Below are 23,738 nucleotides of genomic sequence, written 5' to 3'. Positions count from 1 at the left end.
AGCCATATGCCATCTGCCACGGCACGGCCTTTCCGCCGAAGCCGCGCCGGGCGCCGTTCGGCGGGCTCCCGCCCGGCAACGCGGCAAGGACAGGGCTGCCCCTAGGCGCGGCGTCCCGGCCCCGCTATCCAGACCCCGGAACGGAACGCGCGGAAAGGAAGGCCCCGACGATGACCATCGCAAGACGCCCGCTTCTCATGGCTCTCGCCGCCTCGGCGCTTTCGGCCTGTAACGGCGGGGCACTGCGGCCTGTCGCCAATCCCGGCTTCGAGGCCTGGCGCCGCAGCTTCCGGCCGCGCGCGGCGGCCGCGGGTATCACCCCCGCCACGCTCGACCGGGCGCTCGGCCGCGCGGACTATCTTCCCGGAGTGATCGAGAAGGACCGCAACCAGACCGAATTCACCCGCAGCCTCGAGGATTACCTGGCCATCGCCGCCTCGGACGAACGTGTCGCGACCGGCCGGGCGATGCTGGCCCGCCATGCCCGGCGCCTTGCCGAGATCGAGGCGCGCTACGGTGTCGCGGCGCCGGTCGTGACCGCGATCTGGGGGCTGGAAAGCCGCTATGGCGCGCGCCGGGGCGACATTCCGGTGGTCTCGGCGCTGGCGACGCTGGCCTATGACGGCCGTCGCGGCAGCTTCTTCGAGGGTCAGCTGATCGCGGCGCTGAAGATCCTCGACCGGGGCGACATCACCCCCGCCCGGATGACCGGCAGCTGGGCGGGCGCGATGGGCCATACCCAGTTCATCCCGACCTCCTATCTGGCCTATGCGGTCGATTTCGACGGCGACGGGCGGCGCGACATCTGGTCCGACGACCCGACCGACGCGCTGGCCTCGACGGCGGCCTATCTGCAGCGCTCGGGCTGGCGCGCCGGCCAGCCCTGGGGGATGGAGGTGCGCCTGCCCGACACGCTCGATCTGGCCCGGACCGGGCGCGGGCGCCGGCAGGACGCAGCCGCCTGGTCGGCCCTGGGTGTGACGCGCAGCGACGGCCGGCCACTGCCCCGCGCGGGCGCCACTGCCCTCCTGGCCCCGGCCGGTCGGCAGGGCCCCGCCTTTGCCCTTTTCGCGAATTTCGACGTCATCCTGCGCTACAACAACGCCGTCAGTTACGGCATCGGCATCGGCCATCTCTCCGACCGGCTGGCCGGCGGGCCGCCGCTTTCGAAGGCCTTCCCGCCGGATGCGACCGGCCTGACGCTGGAGGACCGCAAGGAGCTGCAGCGCCGCCTGACCGAGGCGGGCTACGACACAGAGGGAACCGACGGGGTGATCGGTCCGAAGACCGAAGAGGCGATCCGGCGCTATGAGGCGCGGAACCGGCTGACAGTTACCGGCAAAGCCTCTCGTCCGCTGCTGGCCCGGCTGCGCTGAGTCGGCACCGAAGGGCAAGCGCGGCCCTTGCGACGCCCGATGATCCCATTGGCCATCGGCGCGGGACATGTCGCCGAGCGCAAAGCTCCGTTTTCCCCGGACCTGCCCATCGGCGGGCTCGATCCCCTCTGCTTCTCGACCGGCACGGCCAGTGCGCGGTGCTTCCTCATGAGGGTGTTCACCAGCGCAAGCGGCGGCGGGGCCGTTGAGCGCTGAATGCGGCCCTGAGCGATTGAACCAGTCAAGCCAGCGCGGCAGGCCGGCATTGCGTGCCACCGAAGACGGGCGCGCAAGCCCATGGGCCCATTCGCGCAGAAGGGTCTGGAGTGAACCGGCCGGGAAAACGATCTGGTGGATCGTTTTCCCGGCGAACCCGCGCGGCCTTTGGATTTGGCGGATATGCAGCCAACGCAACGCCTTGCGGAAACGGTGTGCGTGCCGGGCTCTGCCGTTGTCGCTCATCACAGGTTCGCCTTTGATGCCTTGATCCGGAACCGGCGCAGGGCACGTAGCAGGAATGCGGTGGTCGTGGCCCTGACCTCGTCCGCCAGCACCACGACAGAGAGCAGCCGGGTCGCGTCATCGACCGTGACATGGACAAAGTCGCAGCCCGCGCCTCGGTTGAGGCAGCCACTGCGGGTATCCGTGACGCGATGGCATCTCTATGGGCCACCGCCCGAGCCTCTTGATGTCGGGAGGGATGAGGTCACCCTGCCGCTCTCGCTGACACGCCGCACGGGCGCGGGCAGAGCCCGGGGCACAACCGGCACCTGGCACGGGAGCGCCACAGGGACCGGCCGGTCCTTTCTCTCCACAAGATCCATTGCGTCCATGACATAACCTGGCTCGGCGCCTCTGTCGGCGCGGGACCGGCCCGCCCGGAGCCCGGTACGCGCGGAGAACAGCCTCATGGCGACCCGAAACTGGCCCCCCGGCCCTCCGCCCCCCGGAATCGGGCACCGGCAGATCGAGGCGCGACAGGGACATAAGAGCTGCGCAATCGCTCTTCCTTGGCCAAGGGCGGAAAAGAGGTCGCCACGGCCATGCAAGACGCCAGCCCCGGGGCATCGGAGCCGGGCGGTGCCCCTGTCCGCCGAAGGCAGGCCCGATGTCCCGGCACGCGGGCCCTTACGTCGCCTCTCGCCTCCTCCCCCCTCTCGCTGACTTGCCGGACCCGCCATTTCGGCCATTTCCGGCCGAAAGGACCCGGCCACTGCGTCTTTGGGCCGTCTGGCTCCGACTTTTGAGCAATCGACCCGGAGGCCGCGCCGGGCTATCCTCGAAACAATCTGGAGGATATTGAATGATGTCACGCCTCCACCTGAGCTGGCAGGTCGTTCTGTGTGTGGGACTGATGCAGCTGGCCGCACTGGCGCTGGCGGCGCTGGTGCTGTTCCACAATGCGCGCGAAGCGGTCGAGGTCGAGATGGCGGCGGCCGAAGCCGGCGCCCGGGCGCAGGTGATCGCGGCGATGGGCGCGGCGCTGCGCAATCGCCCGCCCGAACAGGTGATGGCCGAGCTTTCCGAGACCCTGATCGAGCCGCGCCATGTGCGCATCGGGCTGACCGACGCGCGAACCGGCGCCCTGCCGGTGATACGGGCCGAAAGCCGCCTGGCGCACGAGACCGCCCCCCACCGCCGCCGCGCGCCGGGCTGGTTCCGCGATCTGGTGATGCCCGCGAACCGCGAGACCCGGATGTCGGTGCTGGCCGATGGCACCGATTACGGCACCGTCTCGATCGCAACGGCGCCAGAGGACGAGATCGACGAGGTCTGGGAGGATGCCGCGGCACTGCTCTGGGCGCTGGCGCTCGGCTTCGGCCTGACAGGGGTCTTGCTGGTTCTTCTGATCCGGCGCGCGCTCGGCCCGCTCGACAGGCTGCGCGACGGGCTCGGCGCGCTGCGCGGCGGGGCGCTGCACACCCGGCTTCCGGAGGTACCGACCCCGGACTTCCGACCCCTGGCGGACGGGTTCAACGCCCTCGCCGACAACCTCGAGGCAAGCGAGGCCGACCGCGCAGCACTTGCGCGCAAGATCGTCGAGCTCGGCGATCACGAACGCCGGACCATCGCGATGGAACTGCAGGACGAGTTCGGCCCCTGCCTGTTCGACCTGAAGGTCAAGGCGGGCGCCATCCAGCGCGCCGCGGCACGGGCCGGCGATACGGCATTGCAGCGCGAGGCCGCCACCCTGTCGGCCATCGTCGATCAGATCCACACCGCCAATACCCGGCTGCTGACCACGCTCCGCCCGATGACACTGGGCCAGTTGCCGCTGCTCGAGGCGCTCGGCGACATGCTCGACGGGTTCCGCAGCACCCATGGCAATCTCGACTGGACGATCGAGCTGCCCGACCGCCTTCCCGAGACCGAGGAGATCGTCGATCTGACCGCTTATAGCTTCGTGCAGGAGGGCGTGACCAACGCCCTGCGCCACGGAAGGCCCGACAGGCTGCGGGTCGAAGTGCGACCAGAAGACCTGCCGGGCCAGCCAAAGGCCCTGTGTCTCACGGTCGAGGATGACGGGGTGGGCCTTCCCGACCGCACGGTCGAGGGGCGCGGGCTCACGGCGATGCGCGACCGCGTGCGCGCGCTGGGCGGCACGCTCGAACTGGGGCGCCGGCGGGGCGGCGGCACCCGGCTTTCGGCAATCCTGCCATTGACATGGAACACCTCGCCGCGGGCAGAAGCCGCACCCGCCGGATGACACCCCGGCGGATCGCCGGGGACCATGCGCCACCCGATATCCGCCGCCCGATATCCACCGCAATGGGCGTCCGGGAAAGCACGCCAGGGTCCGGCCCGGGAGGGCTTGTCAGGATCGCGACGGGCCTAACCCGAGCGCCGGAAGCAGATCCTGATCTTGCCGCCCCTCTTCGCGCCCCGGGCGCCGGAAGCGGGGGTGCACGGTCTCGGCCGGGGCCCGAACGCAACCGCCGCGCCCCGTCCGGCGCAATCCACGACAGGACCAGCTTGCGCGCGGGCTCGGCCTGGGCAACGCGGCCGGGCCGAGCCGGGCGTGGATGTCAGGCGGGGAAGCGCTCGCGCAGCAGGATCGGCCTTCTCGACAGCCCCCTCGGCCGGGCGGTGGGCGCGCGGGACCCCTCGGGTGCCGGACCTGCCCGAGGCGGGTTCTCGCCCCGGCCCAGCCGGATCGGCGGCGCGCGCGGGCGGATGCGGGCGCAGCGATGCCTCCCCGGTGCATACCCGGTTTTCTCTGGCATCCCGGCGGTCAAGGGCCTAGGTCAGAGCTGAAATCATAGAGGAGTCCTGCCCGATGCCCGGCCTGCGTCCCGATGTCGATCCCGACGGTCTGAGCGAGTTTTCCGTCGTTTTCACCGACCGCTCGCTGAACCACATGTCGGCCAAGTTCCAGACCGCCATGCGCGACATTTCGGAGATGCTGCGCGAGGTCTATGGCGCGGCCGAGGTCGCGCTGGTGCCCGGCGGCGGCACCTTCGCGATGGAATCCGTCGCGCGCCAGTTCGCCACCGGGCGCCGCGCGCTGATCGTCCGGAACGGCTGGTTCTCCTATCGCTGGACACAGATCTTCGAGGCGGGCGGCTTCGCCGGCGAAACCGAGGTGCTGATGGCGCGTCCCGCCGGCAATGCGGCCAAGGCGCCGTTCGCGCCCGCACCGATCGAGGATGTGGTCGCGAAGATCCGCGAGACCCGTCCCGATGTCGTCTTCGCGCCCCATGTCGAGACCTCGGCAGGGATCATCCTGCCCGACAACTATATCGCCGCGATGGCGGCGGCTGCGCATGAGGTCGGCGCGCTGATGGTGCTCGACTGCATCGCCTCGGGCTGCATCTGGGTCGACATGCAGGCAACCGGCGTCGACGTGCTGATCTCGGCGCCGCAGAAGGGCTGGTCGGCCTCGCCCTCGGCCGGGATGGTGATGCTGTCGCCCCGCGCAGCCGAGCGGCTGGCCGAGACCGCCTCGAATTCCTTCGCCATGGACCTGAAGAAATGGCGCGCGATCATGAAGGCCTATGAAGATGGCGGGCATGCCTATCATGCCACCATGCCGACCGACGCGCTGATCGGGCTGCGCGACGCCATGGCCGAGACCCGCGAGATGGGCTTCGAGGCCGCCAAGGCAGCGCAGGCCGAGCTGGGCCGGAAGGTCCGCGAGATGCTGGCCGCACATGGCTTCGCCTCGGTCGCCGCCCCGGGCTTTGCCGCGCCGGGCGTCGTGGTCTGCTATACCGACGACCCCGAGATCCAGTCGGGCGCCCGGTTCCGCGCCGAGGGCATGCAGATCGCTTCGGGCACGCCGCTGCAGGTCGGCGAGGGCGCCGAGTTCCGCACCTTCCGGATCGGTCTCTTCGGGATCGACAAGCTCGTGGATACCGATGCCACGCTGGCCCGGCTGCAGGCGGTCGTCGAACGGGTGGTCTGACCCCGGCTCGGGCGGGGGCCCGTGGCCGGCCTCCCCCGCCCGGCTCTGCCTTGCCCGGTGACAGCGTCCTTCCCCGGGCAAGGCAGAGCCGGTCGAGAAAGCGCAGCACGGCCTGCGCTTTGCCCCTGCGTCGCTCCGGCACCGGCAATCATTCCGTAACATTGGGCCGTTACTTCTGGGCCATCACAAGCAATGCCCGTTCGTAACGAGTTCAGGGAGGCGCCGCGGCGCCTCCCGGCGTCAGCCGTGGGATAGCCGGCCGGGGGTGCCCTGCCCGGGACGTGCGACGTGCCGTCTGGATTTCAGGAAATCTTCTGCCCCGCAGCAACGGGCCCGGGCGCATCCGCTCCGTGCGTGCGGGTTTCAAGAGGCGCTCGGGGGATGAACTGCCGCGCCCGACCGGGCGCGGCGTCGCGGATCTGCCTCAGCCTTCCGCAGCAATCTCGGCCTTGCGCTCCAGCCGCCGGGCATGCAGCACCGGCTCGGTATAGCCCGAAGGCTGCCTGCGGCCCTCGAAGACCAGATCGCAGGCCGCGCGGAAGGCCACGCCCCCGAACTCCGGCGCCATCGGCAGATAGGCCGGATCCTCCGCATTCTGCCGGTCGACCACCTCGGCCATGCGGCGCATCACGTCCGCCACCTCGTCTTCTGTCACCACGCCATGATGCAGCCAGTTGGCGATATGCTGGGCCGAGATCCGGCAGGTGGCCCGATCCTCCATCAGGCCGATATCGTTGATGTCGGGCACCTTGGAGCAGCCCACGCCCTGGTCGATCCAGCGCACCACATAGCCGAGGATGCCCTGCGCGTTGTTCTCGACCTCGCGCAGGATCTGCGCACGGGTCCATTTGCGGAAGGCCGCGAGCGGAATCTCGAGAATGCCGTCGACATGGGCGCGCCGTCCGCCCGCCTTCAGGCCCGCCTGCACCGCGAAGACATCGATCTGGTGATAATGCAGCGCATGCAGCGTCGCGGCCGTGGGCGACGGCACCCAGGCGCAGGTGGCACCGGCTCTGGGATGCTCGATCTTCGAGGACAGCATCGCCGCCATCCGGTCGGGCATCGCCCACATACCCTTGCCGATCTGGGCCTTGCCGGACAGGCCGCATTCGAGCCCGATATCCACATTGAGGTTCTCGTAGGCGGTGATCCAGGACTTGCGCTTGATGAATTCCTTGCGGCTGAAGGGCCCGGCCTCCATCGAGGTATGGATCTCGTCGCCGGTGCGGTCGAGGAAGCCCGTATTGATGAAGGCCACCCGGTGCTTCGCCGCGCGGATGCATTCCTTTAGATTGACCGAGGTGCGGCGCTCCTCGTCCATGATGCCGAGCTTGACGGTATAGCGCGGCAGGCCCAGCATCGCTTCGACCCGGGTGAAGGTCTCGTCGGCGAAGGCGACCTCGTCGGGGCCGTGCATCTTGGGCTTAACCACATAGATCGAGCCCGCGACCGAGTTCCGCGCGCCCCCGGTCTTCGTCAGGTCATGCATGGCGATCAGCGTGGTGATGGCCGCGTCCATCAGCCCCTCGAAGACCTCCTGGCCCGCACCGTCGCGGATCGCGGGATTGGTCATCAGATGGCCGACATTGCGCACCAGCATCAGCGCCCGCCCCTTGAGCGCGCTAGGCGTGCCGTCGGGGGCGACAAAGTCGAGATCGGGCGACAGCGCCCGGGTCAGCCGCGCGCCGCCCTTGACGAAGTCGGTGGTCAGGTCGCCCCGCATCAGCCCGAGCCAGTTGCGATAGGCGACAATCTTGTCGGCGGCATCGACGCAGGCCACCGAATCCTCGCAATCCATGATCGCCGAAACAGCACTTTCCAGCCGGATATCGGCCAGCCCGGCCTGATCGCGTGCCCCCACCGGATGGGTCCGGTCGAAGACCAGCTCGACATGCAGGTTGTTGTTCTTCAGCAAGACCGCGTCCGGCGCCCGCGGATGGCCGCGATAGCCGACGAATTTCGACGGATCCTCAAGCGGATGATCGTCGATCAGCAGGGCGCCGCCCTGGACGTGATAGCGCCGGGCATCGGCATGGCTGCTGCCCGCGACCGGGAAGGCCTCGTCCAGAAACACCCGGGCCCGGGCCACCACGCGGGCGCCGCGGCCGCGGTCGTAACCGCCCGCAGGGGCCGGCCCGCCCATCGCATCGGTGCCGTACAGCGCGTCGTAGAGGCTGCCCCAGCGCGCATTGGCCGCGTTCAGCGCATAGCGGGCATTGGTGATCGGCACCACCAGCTGCGGCCCCGGCACCGAGGCGATCTCGGGGTCGAGCCCCTCGGTCTCGATCTCGAAATCCCCGCCCTCGGGCCGCAGATAGCCGATCTCTTCCAGAAACGCCTTGTAGGCCTCGTGATCGTGCGGCGCGCCGCGGCGGGCCTGATGCCAGGCATCGATCTGAAGCTGCAGCTTCTCGCGCGTTTCCAGAAGCGCGCGGTTCTTCGGCGTCAGATCGTGCAGGAGCTCCGCGAAGCCGGTCCAGAACCTGTCGGGCGAGATCCCGGTCCCGGGCAGCGCCGCCTCTTCGACAAAGGCCGCCAGATCTGCCGCAACCTCGAGCCCGGCCTTCGCCACATATCCCGCGCCTGCACGTCGTTCCGTCACGGCCCGTCTCCCTTCCTGTTTGTCCCATCAAAGCTCAGACCAATTCCGGGCCGGTTTGACAAGTCCTCTCGCGCCGACCTGTCCGGCCCGCCGGGTCTGCGTTATGCTGAAGCATCGGGGCCAGCCGCGATCGGTTCCCGTCCACCTGCCGGGCGTCGTCTCCGCCGGTCGCGGCATCGGTCTTCGCCAGGACATGCCATCCCGAAGCCGGGGCTGTCCTGCGGCGTCGCCATTCGCTGGCCCTGGCGCAGGGACCGGAACGAACCGCCTCGCCTCCGCATGTCCTGCGGATGGCACCGGCCCCTGCCCCGGCAATAACCGAAGCGAGGGGGGGCCATGCGTCTTCCGAAGCGTGCCCTCCGACGGGCTCAGCCCCGCAAGCGGGCCGCGTAAAGCCGCCGCACGCTCATGGCGATAGCGCCCTCGATCGGCAGCCAGGCCAGGCAATAGGCCCAGACCAGAAGTGCCGCGGTCCAGCCGATGGGCGTGACGAGCAGGCCATAGACGGCGATCAGCGTGCCTATGACCTGGGTCACCTCGGTGGTCGCGAAAAGCTTCCAGTCGGGCCATGGCCGGGTCCAAAACCAGTTCTGGTTGCGGGTGACGTAAAGCGTCATGTGGCCGGACACGAGCAGTTTCAGGAAGATCAGCGTCTGGATCGTCTCGCGCGGCAAGTGCAGGATGCTGTCGACATACCAGAACAGCAGGAAGGTCTCGACCACCCCCATCACGCCCAGCGTCGAGGCGACGGTGATGACGCGGCGCATGTCCCAGCGCACGGGTTTGGGCGAGACCGCAACATTGTCGAAGGCGATCATCATGATCGGGAAGTCGTTCAGCACCGCCAGAAGCACGATCATGATCGCGGTGACCGGGTAGACATCATAGGCCAGGATCGCCAGCGCCATGAACAGCAGCACCCGGATGGTCTCGGCGATGCGGAAGGTGGCGTAGCTTGTCATCCGCTCGAAGATGCGGCGGGCCTCGGCGATGGCCTCGGTGATGATCGACAGGCCCGTTCCGGTCAGGACCAGATCGGCCGCGGCGCGCGCGGCATCGGTCGCACCGCTGACCGCGATCCCGGCATCGGCGCGCTTCAGCGCGGGGGCGTCATTCACCCCGTCGCCGGTCATCGCGACGATGCTGCCGCCCTGCTGCAGCACCTCGACGATGCGGAACTTGTGTTCGGGCAGAACGCGGGCAAAACCGTCGGCCGCGCGCACGCGCGCCTCGACCTCGGCCGGGTCGCCCTCCAGAAGCTGGCCCGCCGGGTACATCGCCTGCCCGAGCCCGAGCTGCCCCGCGATCTGGCGGGCGATGGCCTCGTGATCGCCGGTGATCATCTTGACGGTGACGCCCATCTCGCCGGCCTTCGCGATGGTCTCGGCGGCATCGGGCCGGGGCGGGTCGAAGATCGGGATCAGCCCGAGGAACTGCCAGGCGCCCTCGCCTTGGGCCCGGGCCGCACCGATGGCGCGGAACCCCTGGGCCGCCAGGGCATCGACCTCGGCCTCGAGCGCGGTCCGCGCCGCCCCCTCGAGCCCCGCAAGATCGAGGATCACCTGCGGCGCGCCCTTGGCAAAGCGCCAGGTCTCGTCGCCGCGCCGGGCCTCGGCCAGCGTCCGTTTCGAGACCGGATCGAAGGGCGTGAAGGTCCCGAGCTTGTAATCGCGCCGCGCCTCGATCCCGTCGGCGGCGGCCAGCACCGCCTGGTCGATGGCATCGGGCGCATTGGCATTGCAGGCAAGCGCCGCGGCCAGCAGCAGATCGTCCCGGCTCGCGCCCGCTGCGGGGCGCGGGGTTTCGACCGTCAGCTGGTTCAGGGTCAGCGTGCCGGTCTTGTCGGAACAGAGCACATCGACGCCCGCCATCTCCTCGATCGAGACCAGCCGCGAGACGATGGCCTTCATCCGCGCCAGCCGCTCGGCGCCCACCGCCATGGTCACCGACAGCACCGTCGGCAGCGCCACCGGAATGGCGGCAACCGTCAGGATCAGGGCGAATTGCACGGTCTGCCACAGCGGATTGTCGCGCCAGATCGACACGATCAGGATGATCGAGACCAACACCAGCGCGCTGACGATCAGGAAATTCCCGATCCGCATCACCGCCTGCTGGAAATGGGACTTGCGCCCGGGCCCCTGCACCAGCGCCGCAGTGCGGCCGAAATAGGTCTTCATGCCGGTGGCGGTGACCTCACCCACCATCTCGCCCAGCCGCACGATCGACCCCGAATAGGCGGTGTCGCCTACCGCCTTGTCGACCGGCAGCGACTCCCCCGTCAGCGCCGCCTCGTCGGCCGAGAGATACTGCCCCTCGGTCAGGCGCAGGTCGGCCGGGACGATATTGCCGATCTCGAGCCTTACCAGATCGCCCGGCACCAGCTCTGTCGCGGCGATCTCCTGCCAGCGGCCGTCGCGCAGCACCCGGGCGGCGGGGGCAAGCTTCTGCTTGAGCAGGGCAATGGCCGAATCGGCCTTGTTCTCCTCGAAGAAGCCGACGCCCGCATTGACCAGCAGCATGGCAAGGATCACGCCGAAATCGGCCCAGTCCGACAGGACCAGCGACAGGATCGCCGCGATCTCGATCAGCCAGGGGATCGGCCCCCAGAAATACCCGAAGACCCGCTTGAACAGGCTCCGGTGTTCCTCGGCCAGAGTATTCGGGCCGAAGCGACCGAGCCGGGCCTGTGCCTCGGCGGTGCTCAGCCCCTTTTGCGGGTCGGTGGGGGGCAGCTTCTCCCCCTCTGGCTGGTCCTGTCCGTCCATCACTTTCCTCCCTGTTCCGCGATCCACTCCGCGATGCCGGGCCAGACATCCGCCAATGTGTGCCGGCCCATGAACAGCCCGATATGCCCGCCCTTGGCGAGCAGCTTGCGGATCTGCGCCTTCGGCGTGCCCAGGAGATCCTCGGCGGCGAAGACCTGTTCCCGGGTGGTGATATCGTCGCCTTCACCCGCGAGAAGGTATGCCGGACAGGTCACATCCTTCAGAGACAGCCGCCGCCCGAGGCCCATGAATTCACCCCTGGCAAAGAGGTTCTGCTTGAACAGCAGGTCGATGGCCTGAAGGTAATAGCGGCCCGGCAGATCCAGCGGGTTTTCGTACCAGCGCTCGAAGGTCTCGGTCCGCTCGATATAGTTGCGGTCCTCGATATGGGCATAAAGATCGAGGAACTTGCCCAGATACTGTTTCTCCGCATGCATGTTCTTCCAGCCGGTCAGCATCAGGCTGCCCGACATCCGGCCGTCATGGGCGGCCACCATGTCCCGATAGGCCGATAGCGGCGTCTCATGCGCCATCCGGCGGATCGGCCCGTCGCCCGCATCGGTGTCGATGGGCGAACCCGCCAGCACCAGGGCCGCCACCTTGGAGGGAAAGCGGGCGGCGGCCATTGCCGACATCCAGCCGCCCTGGCACAGCCCCACCAGGATCGCGCGCCCGCCGACCTCGTCGATGGCGACATTGATCTCGGCCAGATACTTGTCGATGTCGAAATCGCGCATCTCGGGCGTGGCCGATTTCCAGTCGGTGACCAGCACCCGGCCAAGCCCGGAGGCCAGAAGCGTCGCGGCCAGGCTTTGCCCCGGCGCGAAATCGGCGATGGTGGCGGAATGGCCCGCATAGGGCGCGTCGATAATCACCGGAAGGCCGGTGCCGCTGCCCCCGAAATCGCGCAGCCGCATGGTGTCGAGATCGAGCAGAACCTCGTTCGGGCTGGCCCAGGACGGCTCGGGCGGGGCCGAGATCTCGGCCGCTTCCTGTACGAAGCGAAGCCCGTCAGCCATCGCCTGATAGCCGGCCTCCTGCCACCCCAGAACCGCGGCCATCGGCCAGAACAGGGGAACGGATTGCTCGGTTTCGTGAGGGGTATCGGCCATGACGCGGCTCCTTCTGCGGACTGGACGGCGCCAGTCCCGCGGCCGCGTCGGCCCCTGCAGAGGGGCGGGGCATCGGGGGCTTCGGGACGGCTCCGGAACGGATCTTGTCCCCAGAATAGGGGGCCCGAATGTCCCCAGCGTTATGCCCGGCTTACGAATATGTAAAGTGACAATGCTGCGACGCGGCATTGCCTTGCCCGCCCGGAACGCTAGCGCGTAACGCAAGCCCGAATCGCAGGCCCGAATCGCAGGCCGGTGTCTCACGCGGTCACGATCCGCTGCGACGCCGGCATCGGGCCGGGTGGACCGGAGCGGGCGGACGCGGCGACCGACAGACTGACAGGTCCGGCCGCCGCACCCCGCCTATTTGGTCAGGATCAGCTTGCCCGAACGGGTGATCCGAAGCGTATAGGCGACGCCGTCGAGCACGATCACCGCAGTATTCCCGCCGCCGGTCAGGATGCGGGCATCGTGCTGGGTGGTCTCGTCACTGCTGTGGCGGATGGTCTGGAGGAGGGTCATGCCCGCACCCTCCGGGCTGCCGTCATCCCGGTCCTGCACATGCTCGGTCGCTCCATCCTGTCCCTCCATTAGGTTGCGGTTTCTGCAGCAAGGCCCCTGCCCCGGCCCCGCCGCGTCCGGGAACGGCTGCAGGACCGTCCCGGGATCCGGCAGGCATCGCCCCGGCTCCGGCCATCACGGGCCGGAACGGGCTGGTATCTGGACAGAGGCAGACTCATCGCGAGGTACTGTCTTGAGAGGCAGGGGACCGGGCAACGAGCTGGGGCCTGACAAGTGAGTGTTATATCGGCACGGCGGACCGCACCTCGTACCTGAGCATTTCTATCAACTTTCAGGGACGGAGGAAAGAGGGCAATGCGCATAGCCGATCGGCCGCGCCCGGACGGATCTTGCGTCATGTCGAGGAAAACGCGCAGGCCCGGCGGCAAAGCGCCTGTGCCCGGGATCAGCTCCCCGGGATCAGACCCCGCCTGCGTGCGGGGCCTGACTTCTGAGTCGTATCAGCCAGCGTCCGGACGCCGGGCCTGCAGCGCGGCATGCACGAGCAGGGCCAGATAGATGAGGTCGAGCGCCGTCAGAAGCAGCCAGATCCGGGTGAACATCAGCCCCACCGCGACCACGGTGGCAAACATCATCAGCCCCACCAGCGCGCGCGGAATGCGCATCGCCTTGGGCGAGAAGGTCCGCAGCCGCGAGATCATCAGAACGCCGACGAAGCCCAGCCAGAACGCCACCAGATGCGGCACCGGCCGCAGATCGACGATGCCCGCCAGCGAGACGAACAGCGGCAGCAGGCCCAGCATCGCCCCCGCAGGCGCGGGCACGCCGAGGAAATGGTGGCTGGTCTCGGCCTCGTTCTCGTCACGCATCACGTTGAAGCGCGCCAACCGCAGACAGCAGGCCGCGGCAAAGACCAGCACGAAGATCCAGCCGAAATTGTTCGAGGGCTCGAGGAAGAACCGATAGATCAGAAGCCCCGGCGCGACGCCGAAACACAGGAAATCCGACAGCGAATCGAGTTCGGCCCCGAAATTCGAGGTCGCATTCAGCCGTCGCGCCAGCAACCCGTCGAGCCCGTCCATCAAGGCCGCCAGCAGCAAAAGCAGCGCCGCCCCGTCATAGCGCCCATCCATCGCGAAACGGATCGAGGTCAGCCCGAGGCACATCCCCGACAGCGTCACCAGGTTGGGCAGAAGCTGCAGGAACGGCACCTGGTCGCGGTGTTGCGGATCGCGGCGGATGAACTTCTTCATCGTCAGCCCTCCGTCGGGTCAGGCGCCGAGATCGGCGATGACGGTCTCGCCCGCCACCATGGTCTGGCCGATCGAGACCAGCGGCTCGACCCCTTCGGGAAGATAGATATCGAGCCGCGAGCCGAACCGGATCAGCCCGAAACGCTCGCCGGTGGCGAGGCTCTGACCCTCGGCGGTCCAGCACAGGATGCGCCGCGCGACCAGCCCGGCGATCTGCACCACGCCATAACGGCGCCCGTCGGCCAGCTCGACCGCCAGCCCGTTGCGCTCGTTGTCTTCCGAGGCCTTGTCGAGCGAGGCATTGAGGAACTTGCCGGGGCGGTAGGCGATTCCGGTCACCCGGCCCGCCGCGGGCAGCCGGTTCACATGGCAGTTGAAGACCGACATGAAGACCGAGATCCGGGTCATCGGCGCCTCGCCCAGGCCCAGCTCGGCCGGCGGCACGGCGGGTTCCAGAAGCGACACGATGCCGTCGGCGGGCGAGACCATCAGCCCCGGCCGGGCCGGCGTCACCCGTTCGGGATCGCGGAAGAAATAATAGACCCAGACCGTCAGGCCGAGCCCGATCCAGCCCAGAGGCGCCCAGATCAGGAAGAACAGAACCGTCAGGCCCGCAGCGATGGCGACGAAACGGCGCCCCTCGGGATGCATCGGCTTGACGACGGTGGAGAGCATCGAAACGGACATGGGCCCCGCCTGGTTGAGTGGTTTTCTCGTGAATAGTCCTTTGCGCGGACGATGCAAACCGCAGATCGGCGCAGGTCAGGCCGTCTCGGTCGCGAGCCGCCTCAGGAAGGACTTCAGCAATGCGCGCTCTTCATCGGTGAAGCGCGCTTCGATGTCCGCCCCATAGGCGCGCGCCCGCGCCGACAGTCGCGCCAGCGCCGCATGCCCCTCGGGCGTCAGCGACAGGATCTCCGAGCGCCGGTCGTCGGAATCGGGGCAGCGCTGCAGAAAGCGCTTTTCTTCAAGCGCCCGTACCGCACGCGAGATCTTGGCCTTGTGGGTCATCGACAACCGCCCGATCTCGGAGGCCGACATCTCGCCATGGCGCCCCAGATGCACCATGACCCGCCATTCGGTCCGCAGCATCCCGTATTCGGCCCGATAGATCGCATGAAAGCCGGCACTGGTCTCCTGGGCGGCCTGGTTGAGCAGATAGGGCAGGAACTCGCCAAGATCGAAATCGGGGTCGGGATCGGAGATCATCTTATCGTCTCGCAACGGGCATGCGGCGAAAATGCAGGATCCGGCGGGGCAAGTAAACCGACCCGGCGGGCCGATATCCATTGGCCAGCGCGCGCCTGAAACGGGGCCGGCCCCGGTCTCCGGATACGGACCTCTCCAGAGACGTCTCTCCGGTCGGCAGGGCCGTAGTCTACCGGCCGCGCGCCCGACCCTCGGCAGGCCAGCGCATCCCGAACCGCGTGAACGCGCCCGGAAACACCATCAGGACTGGCAGGACAGCGCCGCCCACCGGGCTTTCAGCCACTCCAGACCGAAGCCCTGCTGGGATGACAGATCGCCGGTCGCCCTCGCGATCCGGGGCCTCCGGCGCCGCGACCCGGATTTCCGTTGTCCGGCAGAACGCCCCCCCGCCGCCCGATCATCGCCGATCCGGCCACCTTTGCGAGGGTCTGGTTCAAAACGCCAGGACAGGGCGCGAAAGCCCGGACCGGTCCGCTCTTTGTTCGACGGAAAACGAGGCCGGGCGCGCTGCCTCCGGCATGGGCGGCAAAGGCCGTGCCGCCGGCCGATGTCGCAGCGATCTCTCAGGATGAAAAGTCGCCAGCCGGTCTTCCGCTCCCGGCGCGAGCATGCCGTCTCATGCCGTCCGGCACCGAAAGAACCGCATGGGCGCAAGATCCGTATGATCGGGAGGCTCACCCCAGGGCAAGGAGCCTGCTGGCCCCCATGCTCCGGCCGCGTTTCTGTCCTCGACCATTTTACCCCCGGCCCTGACGCGTCAGGGCCTTGGAACCGGCCGCCCTCTCCGATCGGCCCGCAGTCGTGCCTCCTGCAAGCTACGAAACCTGAGACCGGGACGAAAAATCCCTCAGACCGGCCGCGCCGGATCTACGGATCTGTCCTGGATATATGCCGACAAGGCGCGCAGCAGGACGGACCTCACCCAAACGCGCATCTTGGACTTGTGCTGCGTGTTTGCGAATGCTAGAGGCTAGGCCGCTGATCTGGCGAGTTGGCGGAGTGGTTACGCAGCGGATTGCAAATCCGTGTACAGGAGTTCGATTCTCCTACTCGCCTCCATTTACTTTCAAGCACTTGGCTCGACCACCCGCTTGCGCGGTGCGCTCCGTTTACAGCGCCGTTTACAGTTTTGTTCACGCTACACCCCTTTTCGCTTGGGCAAGTTTGATCAGAACGGCATCGGTTTCGTCGGGGGAGACGCGGGCATAGTGCTCGATCACGTTTGCCGCGTAGCGGACCGACCAGCCCATGTGATTGGCGATCTCCGCGAGCGAGAGACCCGCATTCAACAGCCGCGTCGCGGCGGTCCCGCGCGCATCGTAAAGGCGCAGGTCATCGGACAGCTTCGCCTTGTCGCGCCACTGGCGGACGCCCTCGGATGCCCGGTGAGGCGTGAGGGCATGGCCTCTCGCATTGGTCAGGATCAGCAGCCGACCGGCCGGGGTCGTGTCGATAATTTCGGCCAGCTCGGGCGTGATCGGGATATGGGCCAGCCGCTTGCGCTTGTTCGTCCTGACGCGCAGGCGACGGCCAAGCGGAGTCTGCTCGACATGGGCCGGGGTCAGCTTGATCAGGTCGGCCGGGCGCAGACCGGTCTCGCAGGCGGCGCAGAGGATGCGGCGCACCCATTCCGGGGCAACCGCGTTGAACGCGGCGCGGTCGGTCTGGGTCCAGACGATTTCCGAGCGGTCCACATCATAGAGCCGATGCAGCTTGTGACAGTGATGCTCGGTCAACTTGCCCTCCTGCACCGCCCAATTCAGGATGCGGACAGCATGAGTGCCCGCCATGTCGTGCTGTTTGGGCGAGTGCTTCCAGAGTGCCCGCCAGGCATTCACTTCCCCGCGCGCGCCGCGCTCCTCGAAGATAACGGCGGGCGCGTCCTTGAAGTGCTCGGCAAAGCGCAGCGCCCATTTGCGGATGTCGGCCCGCGACCGTTCGCCCTTGGGCATCGCGGTGCTGGACAGGAAGTCATCCACCATCCTGGGCGTCATGTAGTCGGCCGGTTGCGGTCGAGCGGCAGCGTCCGCGAAAGCCTGATAGAAGGCCGGATCGCGGGGCTTGCAGTATTCATCTTCCCAGAATTTCGGGCCTCCGCGCCACGCATAGAAGTGAAAACGGCTCTTGCCGTTCGCCAGCTTCCGCCGGACCCGGTGCACGCCTTTGGGCAGGTCAGCTTGCGGCACGGCCTGCCCTCCACTTTTCAAGCGGCGTCATGTCCGGCGTAGCGGTATCGCCCGCCACCACGGCTGTAATCAGGAAGCGCTTTCCATCATTGGTCTCCACAACGATGGAAACCTGATCATAGCCCGCAGCCTTCGCAGCTTCAAAAGCGGGTGTCAGGTCGGATTTTCGGATTGCGGCGGGACGGCGCTCCATCGTCATGCCTCCCCAAAACCGAGCGCGATCACGGCTATCTTGCCCGTGCGCGGGTCGATCTCGCCCCAACCCATCGGGATTTCGGCGCCGCAGCAGGCTTTGAGCACGCGCGCCACGTCTGCTTGGGTGAAGCTGTTCGGTTTGCAGGCCATGTGCAGTTCTCCTTGCTGCGTTTCTATGGCGGAGCGAAGAGTGCGCCGGTCAGACGTTGCTGTTCGGGTTTTCCATCGCGTAGCCGCCCGCATGAAGGCGCTTGAGCAGGCGCGAGAAGATCGCGCTATAATCGACGACGATGTAGGCCCCGGCGTCGGCCCCTTCCGAAATCAGCTTGCCAAGCGTGGCGCCCACATTGAGCGACCCGTAGGCGATTTCCATGACGGGATCGCTCCCTTTTCGGCTGGCGCCAACGAAGTAGGGCGCGGCGTTGCTTTCGATGATCTCCGCCAGCATCTGGACGGCAAAGGAACAGGCCGAAGAGGCAACGTCCTGATTTCCTGTCCCGCCCGTGACCTCGGCGAAGACCGCTACCGAAAACAGCTCGGACAGCGTGAAGCGGTGCCAGCCCTCGCTTGCCCCGAGGTCGAAGAACCCCTTGCGACGCCAGCTCTGCACGGTGTTGAGGTTGGTTTCGGTCAGTGAGGCGACTTCGGAAACCGTGAAGCGCTGATTGGTGAATTCCATTTTCTGATCTCCAGATCTCGATACATGTATCCAAGCACATGATTTCGATACCCGCCTAAGGGCTCGCAGTCAAGACGTGTGCCATCGCACATGATTTATCCATACGGGCAGCGCCAATAACCAAACGTTCCTCACCGCGCCGACGGCGCGACCCCGACCAACAGGCGCGCTTCCTTCCAGATCATGCTGGTCTCCCAGTCTGCGCCGCACTGTCCGCACACGGTTTCGACGATCACCTTGGCTGCGAAATCGGCAGCGCAAGTACTTGGAAGAGACATCATCTCTTCCTCGATCTTGTTCGAATGCCGGTAGAAGAGCAGGTCCAGCTCTGCGTCTTCGCCCCTTCCAGTCACATTGCAGACATGCCGCCTGGCGGCATCGAGGATCGCACGATGCCGATGGAAGAGCCTCAGGATCTGCGATTGATCGGCTTCGGCCTTCGTCATCGTGGGTACAGCCAGCGGGGCGGCGGCGAGGAAAGTCCGACGCTTCATGCCCTCGTCTCCATGAGGTGGAGGGTGTGCCTCAGGGCCGTGCGCAGATAGCTGCGGGCCTCGCGCTCGCTCTGAGAGTATCGGCCCGGCCGCTCCGTGGCATCGAGAGCGAGGGCCAAGCAGTCGTGGATCTCATAAAGGCGGGCAGCAGGCAAAGCCGTGACGGCTGCCGGAAACGGGTTCGGCATTCTGGGCTCCGTTGTCAGAGGTGTCAGTTTCGAATACACTGTATTCAAAACACACACTGCATACCCTGTCAACAGTTTCGAATACCATGATAACACATGAGCAATGCCGCATGGCGCGGGCCGCCCTTCGACTCGGAGTTCGCGAAGTCGCTGAGCTGTCCGGCGTCTCGACCATGACCATCAGCCGCTTTGAGAACGGTCAGTCAGGCGGCCAGGCGGAGACGCTCCGAAAGCTGCAATCTGCCTTCGAGGCCGCCGGTGTCGAGTTCATTCCCGAGAACGGCGGCGGGCCAGGGGTTCGGCTTAAGAAGTGAACAATTAGCCCTTACTCACCCTCTTATCGGGTGAGCGAAGGTTAAGATATAGACCAAAGCAGAAACCCTCACTCACGACCCCTGACGCGTCCTACCGGAGCCGTAAGCTCAGTGGCTTGCCCAGCAATTACGCAAGCAAGGGGGTGTCTAGCTGAAGAGTTGTGCCTAAAGCTGTCTTTCAGTTTCCGCGTCTATAGCGTTAACTATGTCGCGAAAGAACTCAATCACTGAAGCTGCATCTTCTCGTGATACCGGGTTTGGCCGTTGGGCGCCTGGAGGCGTGTCCATGGAGTGAGCTATGAGATCTCTGCGGTCACCAATCAACGTTAGCTCGGCTCTGATGTCTTGTTCGGTTCGAGACAGATAACGGCCCGTTTCCTGCATTCCGGAGAGAACTCTCGCCCATTTCTCTTTTGCGGGGCAGGTCCAAACATAGCTAAGAGCCTCCGAAACGCCGTCTGGCCGATAAAACGATTTGTACTGGATGGTGGAGTAGATGCTATCCCGAAAGAACAAAAGGCGTTCGGCAGGCGTCTGCTCCTCTATGCCAAACATACTTTCAAGTCGAACAGAAACTTGCCGCAAGTTGTTCGTAAGCGTCGGAGGGTCACGGTCGATCAGACGAATGCCTACCTCTGAAACCATTTCAGTCATGTACAGATCAAAAGCCGAAACGCATGTAATCCATACGTGCCGCAAAGCAAAGTCCTGATTGGTCGCGTCGAAGTTCTCCAAGCATATCTCGGCTTCTCTTAAATTCCGCTCAAGGACTCCCGCTGCATTAGTCATAATTTAGAATCGTGGTGACTTTTTTGCAGATTCCGTCGAAAATTTCATCGAAGACCTTTACATTCGCTTCGACGCTGTCTTTCACATTTCCGCGAAGTCCGACATACTTAAGATCAGCTTGATCAATGCAGAAAACCGGTTTTCCAACTTCGGTAGCAATATGAACTGCCTGCGCAAAATCCGGAACGCGAGCAAGTGCGTAAATTCGGCGCTTGTCGGGATCTGTTGCATCCGCAGGAAGTTGAATTTCGGATGCGGTCCCGTAAGCTACCTGATCGAAAAGAGCTTGCGCAGCTTCCATCCTAGGCACGAATTCTTGTTCAATCCGTTCATCGATCGAGGTTAAACGTTCGTGATACCGTCCAGCAGCTTTACTCTTGTGTCTGTTAAAGCGAGAATGAACTGCGCCAAGGAATTTTGCCCACCCTTCGGGTAGCGGGTAGGTGGCGTCAAGAAACGCATCTCCGAACCTCTGTTTCCAGTTTACCCACTTTTCAATTTCGAGTCCCAGGGTCTTCAGCGACATAAGAGAGAACGGGTCTGGGTTAGTAGGAACGATGAATGCTTGGCTTATCATGAAGAAGTTTTGATTCAGGGCGCCCAGACCGGGGTTGATGTCAACGATACTAAAGTCAACTTCATGAGTTTTCTCGATAAGTGAAATTAGCTGGTGCAAGGCCCCGGGAAGGTTTCTCGTTACCGAAAGGGTGCCACGCGTTTCTTGTGCCAAGCTTATCTGCCCTTCAAGGGCCGACAAATCTGGGTGCCCAGGCAAAACAAACAAGCTGTCGTTGTTCTCCGCAGTAGGGCAGGTGAACCCTTCGATAGGATTTGGTCGGCCTTCGAATACAGGGCGGACAGCATCGTAGATATTGGACGAACGCGTTCCGTCATCTTCATAATATTCTTCAAAACGCTCGCCGAGTGCTCTCGCGGTAAGATTTACTTGCGAGTCGCCGTCTACAAGAAGCACCCGATGCCCTTGCTGTGTCAGCTTCCAGCCGATGTTGTATGCTGTAGTCGTCTTCCCCACGCCACCTTTGTGGTTGAAGAGTAGTATTCTGCGGGCCATTGGCTGTCTCCGGTTGCTCATATGCTTATTGTCGGGCCATTCCCCAAAGTAATGGCGGGCAGCGCACCATTGCTTTAAATCAGATGGGTGCCGTGTGCACAAGAAATGTGAGGTACGCGCTTCCCGATACTGTTGCTCGTGCCTGCCCTACAGGTCGGTGATGCAAGGCTCGGTCCTGCAATTGCGGCGGTGGTGTAATTGCTGGCACACAGGAAGGTATGCTTCCTGCGCTGAACTTCTATGCGGGCATCTCCCATGGACTGGCAGCTCCCTACGAATTGCCGTCGCTGGCGGCGAGCACAGCATTCGGAAAATTGGACCACGGCGCGGCCGAACTGGTGTCCTGATCTGCACATCGGCTGCTCGAAGACAGGCCGGGGCGTTTCCGCACCCCGGCCCGATGCCCGCCGCGCCCTGACGAAAACCCAGGCCGCGGGCTGTCGGGGTTCTTCGCCCACCATGCGGGACACTCGCCGACTTGCCCCAATCGCGTTTGCGGACCCCTCCCGCCAGGTGCGATCACCCCTGCCGCGTCAGAGCCGCCGCACGCGGCTCTGAGCATCCTTTTGGGCGGATTGCCGGATCACGCGCCGGGGTTCTTGTACCAGGCGCGGTGATCGACGAACCCGGCCCCGAAATCGAGGCGCACCTTGAACTCGCTGGCATCGGTCTCGAAGCCGTCGCGGGTGAAGATCTGCGGCCCCGAAGCCCCGTCCAGATAGGCGTGCTGCAACGCATCGGGACGGCCCGGCAGGGCGGCGATGTACCAGGCCGCCGGGTCCGTCAGGTTGGCATCGGCCAGAACCGTCAGCTTCTGCTGGAACGGGTTCACATCGTCGGCCGACGCGGCCGAGATTTCGGCTACCAGCCGTTCCGCCTGCGTTTCCAGCTCGGGCGGCACGATCAGAAGCGCGGGGTCCACCCGGATCGCCTCGCCCGCCAGCCCCTTCTGGCGACGCATCGCGGTGCGCGCGAGGGACAGCGAGCCGATGGAGAGAGCCGCACCGGTCTCGGCCAGGTTGCCATGACCGGCATGGAAGAGGGTCTTTCCATCCGACATGGCCGGACCCGCGCCGCCATTCGCCTCGAGGAGCCCGGCGAAGATGCGCGCCTCGGTGAGCGCCGCACCCTGACCGAACAACCGCGAGCTCTGCTCGAAAGCACGGAGGTCATCGTTCACGATGGCCTGCCGGGTCAGGGTGAAGATCTTGCCATAGGTTTCCAGCACGAAGGCCTCGCCCGCATCGGTGATCTGGCCTTGCCCGAACTCGCCGTTTTCCAGCACCTTCGCCAGCTCGACGCCGCCCGAGACGCGAACGGTGTTGATCGGCCGGAAATCCGGGGCCGAGACTTCGCGGGAGGCCTTCTTGATCTGCGACTCTGCGGCCTCGTAGGCCGCCAGCAGCACCTTGTTCGAGGCAATCGCCAGGGCCGTCTTGAAATCGTCGGCGCCCATCGCACCACCCCACATCACGGCATGGCGCTGCCCCCGGAGGAAGCTGCTGCCGGCCGACAGCCTCGCAAGGTCATCGAGCCGCATGTTCGCGAACTCCCGGCCGTGGGTCGGGACATGCCCGGACTGCATCCGCGCCAGAAGACCATCCGCCATCGCGTCGGCCCGAGACGGCGCTTCCTGACCGATGCCGATGGCGCAGGGGCGGATCGGCGGCTCGTTGCTGGCCATGAGCGCCATGGCCTCGTTCGCGGCGACCCGGGCGATTTCCTTGGTGATCGCCGCCGCGTCGGTCTCCGGCAGAGCGAGACCCGCCATCGCCGCGCGTTTCGCGATCGACATCAGCGCCGCATGGTCAAGCTGCTCCCCCTGAACGAAGGGCGCGGAAACCTTCTGAAACTCGGCCAGCCCCGACGCGACGGCCTCGGCCTGCGCCGCGCTGACGCCGGTTTCGGCCATCAGATCCGCGAACTCGGCCGAGAGCCCGGCCTTGAATGCCGCGCCGCGCATTTGCGCCAGGTGGCGGGCGGAGGGCTGGCCATTCCGGGCCGCGCTGGCCGACCCGCTGGCGGGCACCCCCGAGGGAGTGCCCTCGGCCCGCGCGATGCCAGCGCCGCGCCGACCGGTCAGAGCGGAGTGCTGCGCGGGGTTTGAGGCGAAGGCGCCCCGGGTATCTTCAGCGATCATGGTGATCCTCGCTTTCAATGCGGACGAGACGGTCGCCCTGCCGGTCCCCGTGGGGACAACAACAACAACCGAAACCGACAAGGCTTCGATTATTCAGTGACTTGGAGGCATCGGGGTGCGAATTACCCCCGTGCAGACCCATGCCAGGAAGGACCCGCCACCGGCTTTCGAGATTGCAGAGGCCCTTGAAGGGAACCGCAGCCCTTGCCCCGAAGCGCTGGCGCTTTCTCTGCCCATGGACCGACGCCAGATCGCCCCGCGACCCCGGATGGTTGATCCGGGACCGGGACAGCCCCGCCGGGTCCGGGCGTGTCCCGAGCGGGAAGGGGTCCCCCCTACGGGGGGATCCCCTTTCCCTCCTGCGGTTCGGTCCACCATACGCCGTGCGGCCTTTGCCCCGACCAACCGGGACAAGAGATTGGTTGGCGTATTTT

The 23,738-nt window shown here is 66.0% G+C and carries 19 protein-coding genes and 1 tRNA gene; 5 read left to right on the top strand and 15 right to left on the bottom strand.

Annotated elements, in window-relative coordinates:
• The first annotated feature begins 170 nt into the window (after window positions 1-170).
• From B5V46_RS04415 to B5V46_RS04405, 3 genes are all read left to right on the top strand, one after another.
• Window positions 171-1,376 (top strand): lytic murein transglycosylase, encoded by a 1,206-nt coding sequence (locus B5V46_RS04415; RefSeq protein WP_080615474.1) that lies wholly within the window; start codon window positions 171-173, stop codon window positions 1,374-1,376.
• A gap of 1,303 nt (window positions 1,377-2,679) precedes the next feature.
• Window positions 2,680-4,083, top strand: a complete 1,404-nt coding sequence (locus tag B5V46_RS04410; RefSeq protein WP_080615473.1) for an ATP-binding protein — start codon at window positions 2,680-2,682, stop codon at window positions 4,081-4,083.
• Window positions 4,084-4,653: 570 nt separating this feature from the next.
• Entirely contained in the window at window positions 4,654-5,781 is a 1,128-nt protein-coding gene (locus B5V46_RS04405) for an aminotransferase class V-fold PLP-dependent enzyme (RefSeq protein ID WP_080615472.1), read from the top strand.
• 424 nt (window positions 5,782-6,205) lie between these two features.
• Here the strand turns inward: B5V46_RS04405 and B5V46_RS04400 are convergent, their stop codons facing one another.
• The 7 genes from B5V46_RS04400 to B5V46_RS04370 form a co-directional block, all read right to left on the bottom strand.
• The gene (locus B5V46_RS04400; protein ID WP_080615471.1) at window positions 6,206-8,383 is read right to left on the bottom strand and encodes a malate synthase G; all 2,178 of its coding nucleotides are present in this window, start codon (window positions 8,381-8,383) and stop codon (window positions 6,206-6,208) included.
• Between the two features lie 368 nt (window positions 8,384-8,751).
• Window positions 8,752-11,151, bottom strand: a complete 2,400-nt coding sequence (locus B5V46_RS04395; protein ID WP_080615470.1) for a plasma-membrane proton-efflux P-type ATPase — start codon at window positions 11,149-11,151, stop codon at window positions 8,752-8,754.
• Window positions 11,151-12,263 carry an alpha/beta fold hydrolase gene (locus B5V46_RS04390; protein ID WP_155773944.1) on the bottom strand — a complete coding sequence of 371 codons (1,113 nt, stop codon included), beginning with the start codon at window positions 12,261-12,263 and terminating at the stop codon, window positions 11,151-11,153. The genes B5V46_RS04395 and B5V46_RS04390 overlap by 1 nt, the downstream gene beginning before the upstream one ends.
• Before the next feature lie 363 nt (window positions 12,264-12,626).
• On the bottom strand, window positions 12,627-12,785 hold the full coding sequence (hemP, locus tag B5V46_RS04385; RefSeq protein ID WP_080617943.1) for a hemin uptake protein HemP: 159 nt from the start codon (window positions 12,783-12,785) through the stop codon (window positions 12,627-12,629).
• A gap of 500 nt (window positions 12,786-13,285) precedes the next feature.
• Window positions 13,286-14,038 carry a phosphatidylcholine/phosphatidylserine synthase gene (locus tag B5V46_RS04380; protein WP_080615469.1) on the bottom strand — a complete coding sequence of 251 codons (753 nt, stop codon included), beginning with the start codon at window positions 14,036-14,038 and terminating at the stop codon, window positions 13,286-13,288.
• Window positions 14,039-14,056: 18 nt separating this feature from the next.
• A complete protein-coding gene (locus tag B5V46_RS04375; protein ID WP_080615468.1) occupies window positions 14,057-14,725 on the bottom strand; it encodes a phosphatidylserine decarboxylase in 669 nt (222 codons plus the stop codon).
• A gap of 75 nt (window positions 14,726-14,800) precedes the next feature.
• A complete protein-coding gene (locus tag B5V46_RS04370; protein ID WP_080615467.1) occupies window positions 14,801-15,247 on the bottom strand; it encodes a MarR family winged helix-turn-helix transcriptional regulator in 447 nt (148 codons plus the stop codon).
• Window positions 15,248-16,232: 985 nt separating this feature from the next.
• Between B5V46_RS04370 and B5V46_RS04365 the strand changes: the two genes are divergently transcribed.
• Window positions 16,233-16,306: transfer RNA gene (locus B5V46_RS04365), tRNA-Cys, on the top strand.
• A 74-nt stretch (window positions 16,307-16,380) separates the two neighbouring features.
• Here the strand turns inward: B5V46_RS04365 and B5V46_RS04360 are convergent.
• From B5V46_RS04360 to B5V46_RS04350, 5 genes are all read right to left on the bottom strand, one after another.
• Window positions 16,381-17,433, bottom strand: coding sequence for a tyrosine-type recombinase/integrase (locus B5V46_RS04360; protein ID WP_231119225.1), 1,053 nt, complete (start codon window positions 17,431-17,433; stop codon window positions 16,381-16,383).
• Window positions 17,420-17,632 (bottom strand): hypothetical protein, encoded by a 213-nt coding sequence (locus tag B5V46_RS19630; protein ID WP_155773943.1) that lies wholly within the window; start codon window positions 17,630-17,632, stop codon window positions 17,420-17,422. The genes B5V46_RS04360 and B5V46_RS19630 overlap by 14 nt, the downstream gene beginning before the upstream one ends.
• Window positions 17,629-17,778: a hypothetical protein gene (locus B5V46_RS19625; protein ID WP_155773942.1), complete on the bottom strand. Its 150-nt coding sequence runs from the start codon at window positions 17,776-17,778 to the stop codon at window positions 17,629-17,631. Before B5V46_RS19625 ends, B5V46_RS19630 begins: the two co-directional genes overlap by 4 nt.
• A 49-nt stretch (window positions 17,779-17,827) precedes the next feature.
• Window positions 17,828-18,307: a hypothetical protein gene (locus B5V46_RS04355; RefSeq protein WP_080615466.1), complete on the bottom strand. Its 480-nt coding sequence runs from the start codon at window positions 18,305-18,307 to the stop codon at window positions 17,828-17,830.
• 131 nt (window positions 18,308-18,438) lie between these two features.
• Window positions 18,439-18,801 carry a hypothetical protein gene (locus B5V46_RS04350; protein ID WP_080615465.1) on the bottom strand — a complete coding sequence of 121 codons (363 nt, stop codon included), beginning with the start codon at window positions 18,799-18,801 and terminating at the stop codon, window positions 18,439-18,441.
• 298 nt (window positions 18,802-19,099) lie between these two features.
• On the opposite strand from B5V46_RS04350, the gene B5V46_RS04340 reads away from it, so the two are divergent.
• Window positions 19,100-19,303 (top strand): helix-turn-helix domain-containing protein, encoded by a 204-nt coding sequence (locus B5V46_RS04340; RefSeq protein ID WP_080615463.1) that lies wholly within the window; start codon window positions 19,100-19,102, stop codon window positions 19,301-19,303.
• Window positions 19,304-19,468: 165 nt separating this feature from the next.
• Here B5V46_RS04340 and B5V46_RS19620 read toward each other — a convergent pair whose 3' ends face one another.
• The 3 genes from B5V46_RS19620 to B5V46_RS04330 all read right to left on the bottom strand — a co-directional run bounded on the left by B5V46_RS19620 (window position 19,469) and on the right by B5V46_RS04330 (window position 23,304).
• Complete coding sequence (locus tag B5V46_RS19620; protein WP_155773941.1) at window positions 19,469-20,038, bottom strand: hypothetical protein; 570 nt, start codon at window positions 20,036-20,038, stop codon at window positions 19,469-19,471.
• 46 nt (window positions 20,039-20,084) lie between these two features.
• On the bottom strand, window positions 20,085-21,164 hold the full coding sequence (locus B5V46_RS04335) for a ParA family protein (RefSeq protein WP_196774342.1): 1,080 nt from the start codon (window positions 21,162-21,164) through the stop codon (window positions 20,085-20,087).
• 583 nt (window positions 21,165-21,747) lie between these two features.
• Window positions 21,748-23,304, bottom strand: coding sequence for a Mu-like prophage major head subunit gpT family protein (locus B5V46_RS04330; protein WP_080615461.1), 1,557 nt, complete (start codon window positions 23,302-23,304; stop codon window positions 21,748-21,750).
• Window positions 23,305-23,738 lie beyond the last annotated feature (434 nt).

It is taken from the genome of Rhodovulum sp. MB263 (genome assembly GCF_002073975.1).
Taxonomy (GTDB): domain Bacteria; phylum Pseudomonadota; class Alphaproteobacteria; order Rhodobacterales; family Rhodobacteraceae; genus Rhodovulum.
The sequence above is the reverse complement of the archived record's forward strand: the minus strand, read 5'-3'. Positions and strand labels throughout refer to the sequence as shown.

Coding starts and splice junctions, on each gene's coding strand:
- B5V46_RS04415 (WP_080615474.1), top strand. CDS start 171: ATGACCATCGCAAGACGCCCGCTTCTCATGGCTCTCGCCGCCTCGGCG.
- B5V46_RS04410 (WP_080615473.1), top strand. CDS start 2,680: ATGATGTCACGCCTCCACCTGAGCTGGCAGGTCGTTCTGTGTGTGGGA.
- B5V46_RS04405 (WP_080615472.1), top strand. CDS start 4,654: ATGCCCGGCCTGCGTCCCGATGTCGATCCCGACGGTCTGAGCGAGTTT.
- B5V46_RS04395 (WP_080615470.1), bottom strand. CDS start 11,151: ATGGACGGACAGGACCAGCCAGAGGGGGAGAAGCTGCCCCCCACCGAC.
- B5V46_RS04390 (WP_155773944.1), bottom strand. CDS start 12,263: ATGGCCGATACCCCTCACGAAACCGAGCAATCCGTTCCCCTGTTCTGG.
- hemP (WP_080617943.1), bottom strand. CDS start 12,785: ATGACCCTCCTCCAGACCATCCGCCACAGCAGTGACGAGACCACCCAG.
- B5V46_RS04380 (WP_080615469.1), bottom strand. CDS start 14,038: ATGAAGAAGTTCATCCGCCGCGATCCGCAACACCGCGACCAGGTGCCG.
- B5V46_RS04375 (WP_080615468.1), bottom strand. CDS start 14,725: ATGTCCGTTTCGATGCTCTCCACCGTCGTCAAGCCGATGCATCCCGAG.
- B5V46_RS04370 (WP_080615467.1), bottom strand. CDS start 15,247: ATGATCTCCGATCCCGACCCCGATTTCGATCTTGGCGAGTTCCTGCCC.
- B5V46_RS19630 (WP_155773943.1), bottom strand. CDS start 17,632: ATGACGATGGAGCGCCGTCCCGCCGCAATCCGAAAATCCGACCTGACA.
- B5V46_RS19625 (WP_155773942.1), bottom strand. CDS start 17,778: ATGGCCTGCAAACCGAACAGCTTCACCCAAGCAGACGTGGCGCGCGTG.
- B5V46_RS04355 (WP_080615466.1), bottom strand. CDS start 18,307: ATGGAATTCACCAATCAGCGCTTCACGGTTTCCGAAGTCGCCTCACTG.
- B5V46_RS04350 (WP_080615465.1), bottom strand. CDS start 18,801: ATGAAGCGTCGGACTTTCCTCGCCGCCGCCCCGCTGGCTGTACCCACG.
- B5V46_RS04340 (WP_080615463.1), top strand. CDS start 19,100: ATGGCGCGGGCCGCCCTTCGACTCGGAGTTCGCGAAGTCGCTGAGCTG.
- B5V46_RS04335 (WP_196774342.1), bottom strand. CDS start 21,164: ATGGCCCGCAGAATACTACTCTTCAACCACAAAGGTGGCGTGGGGAAG.
- B5V46_RS04330 (WP_080615461.1), bottom strand. CDS start 23,304: ATGATCGCTGAAGATACCCGGGGCGCCTTCGCCTCAAACCCCGCGCAG.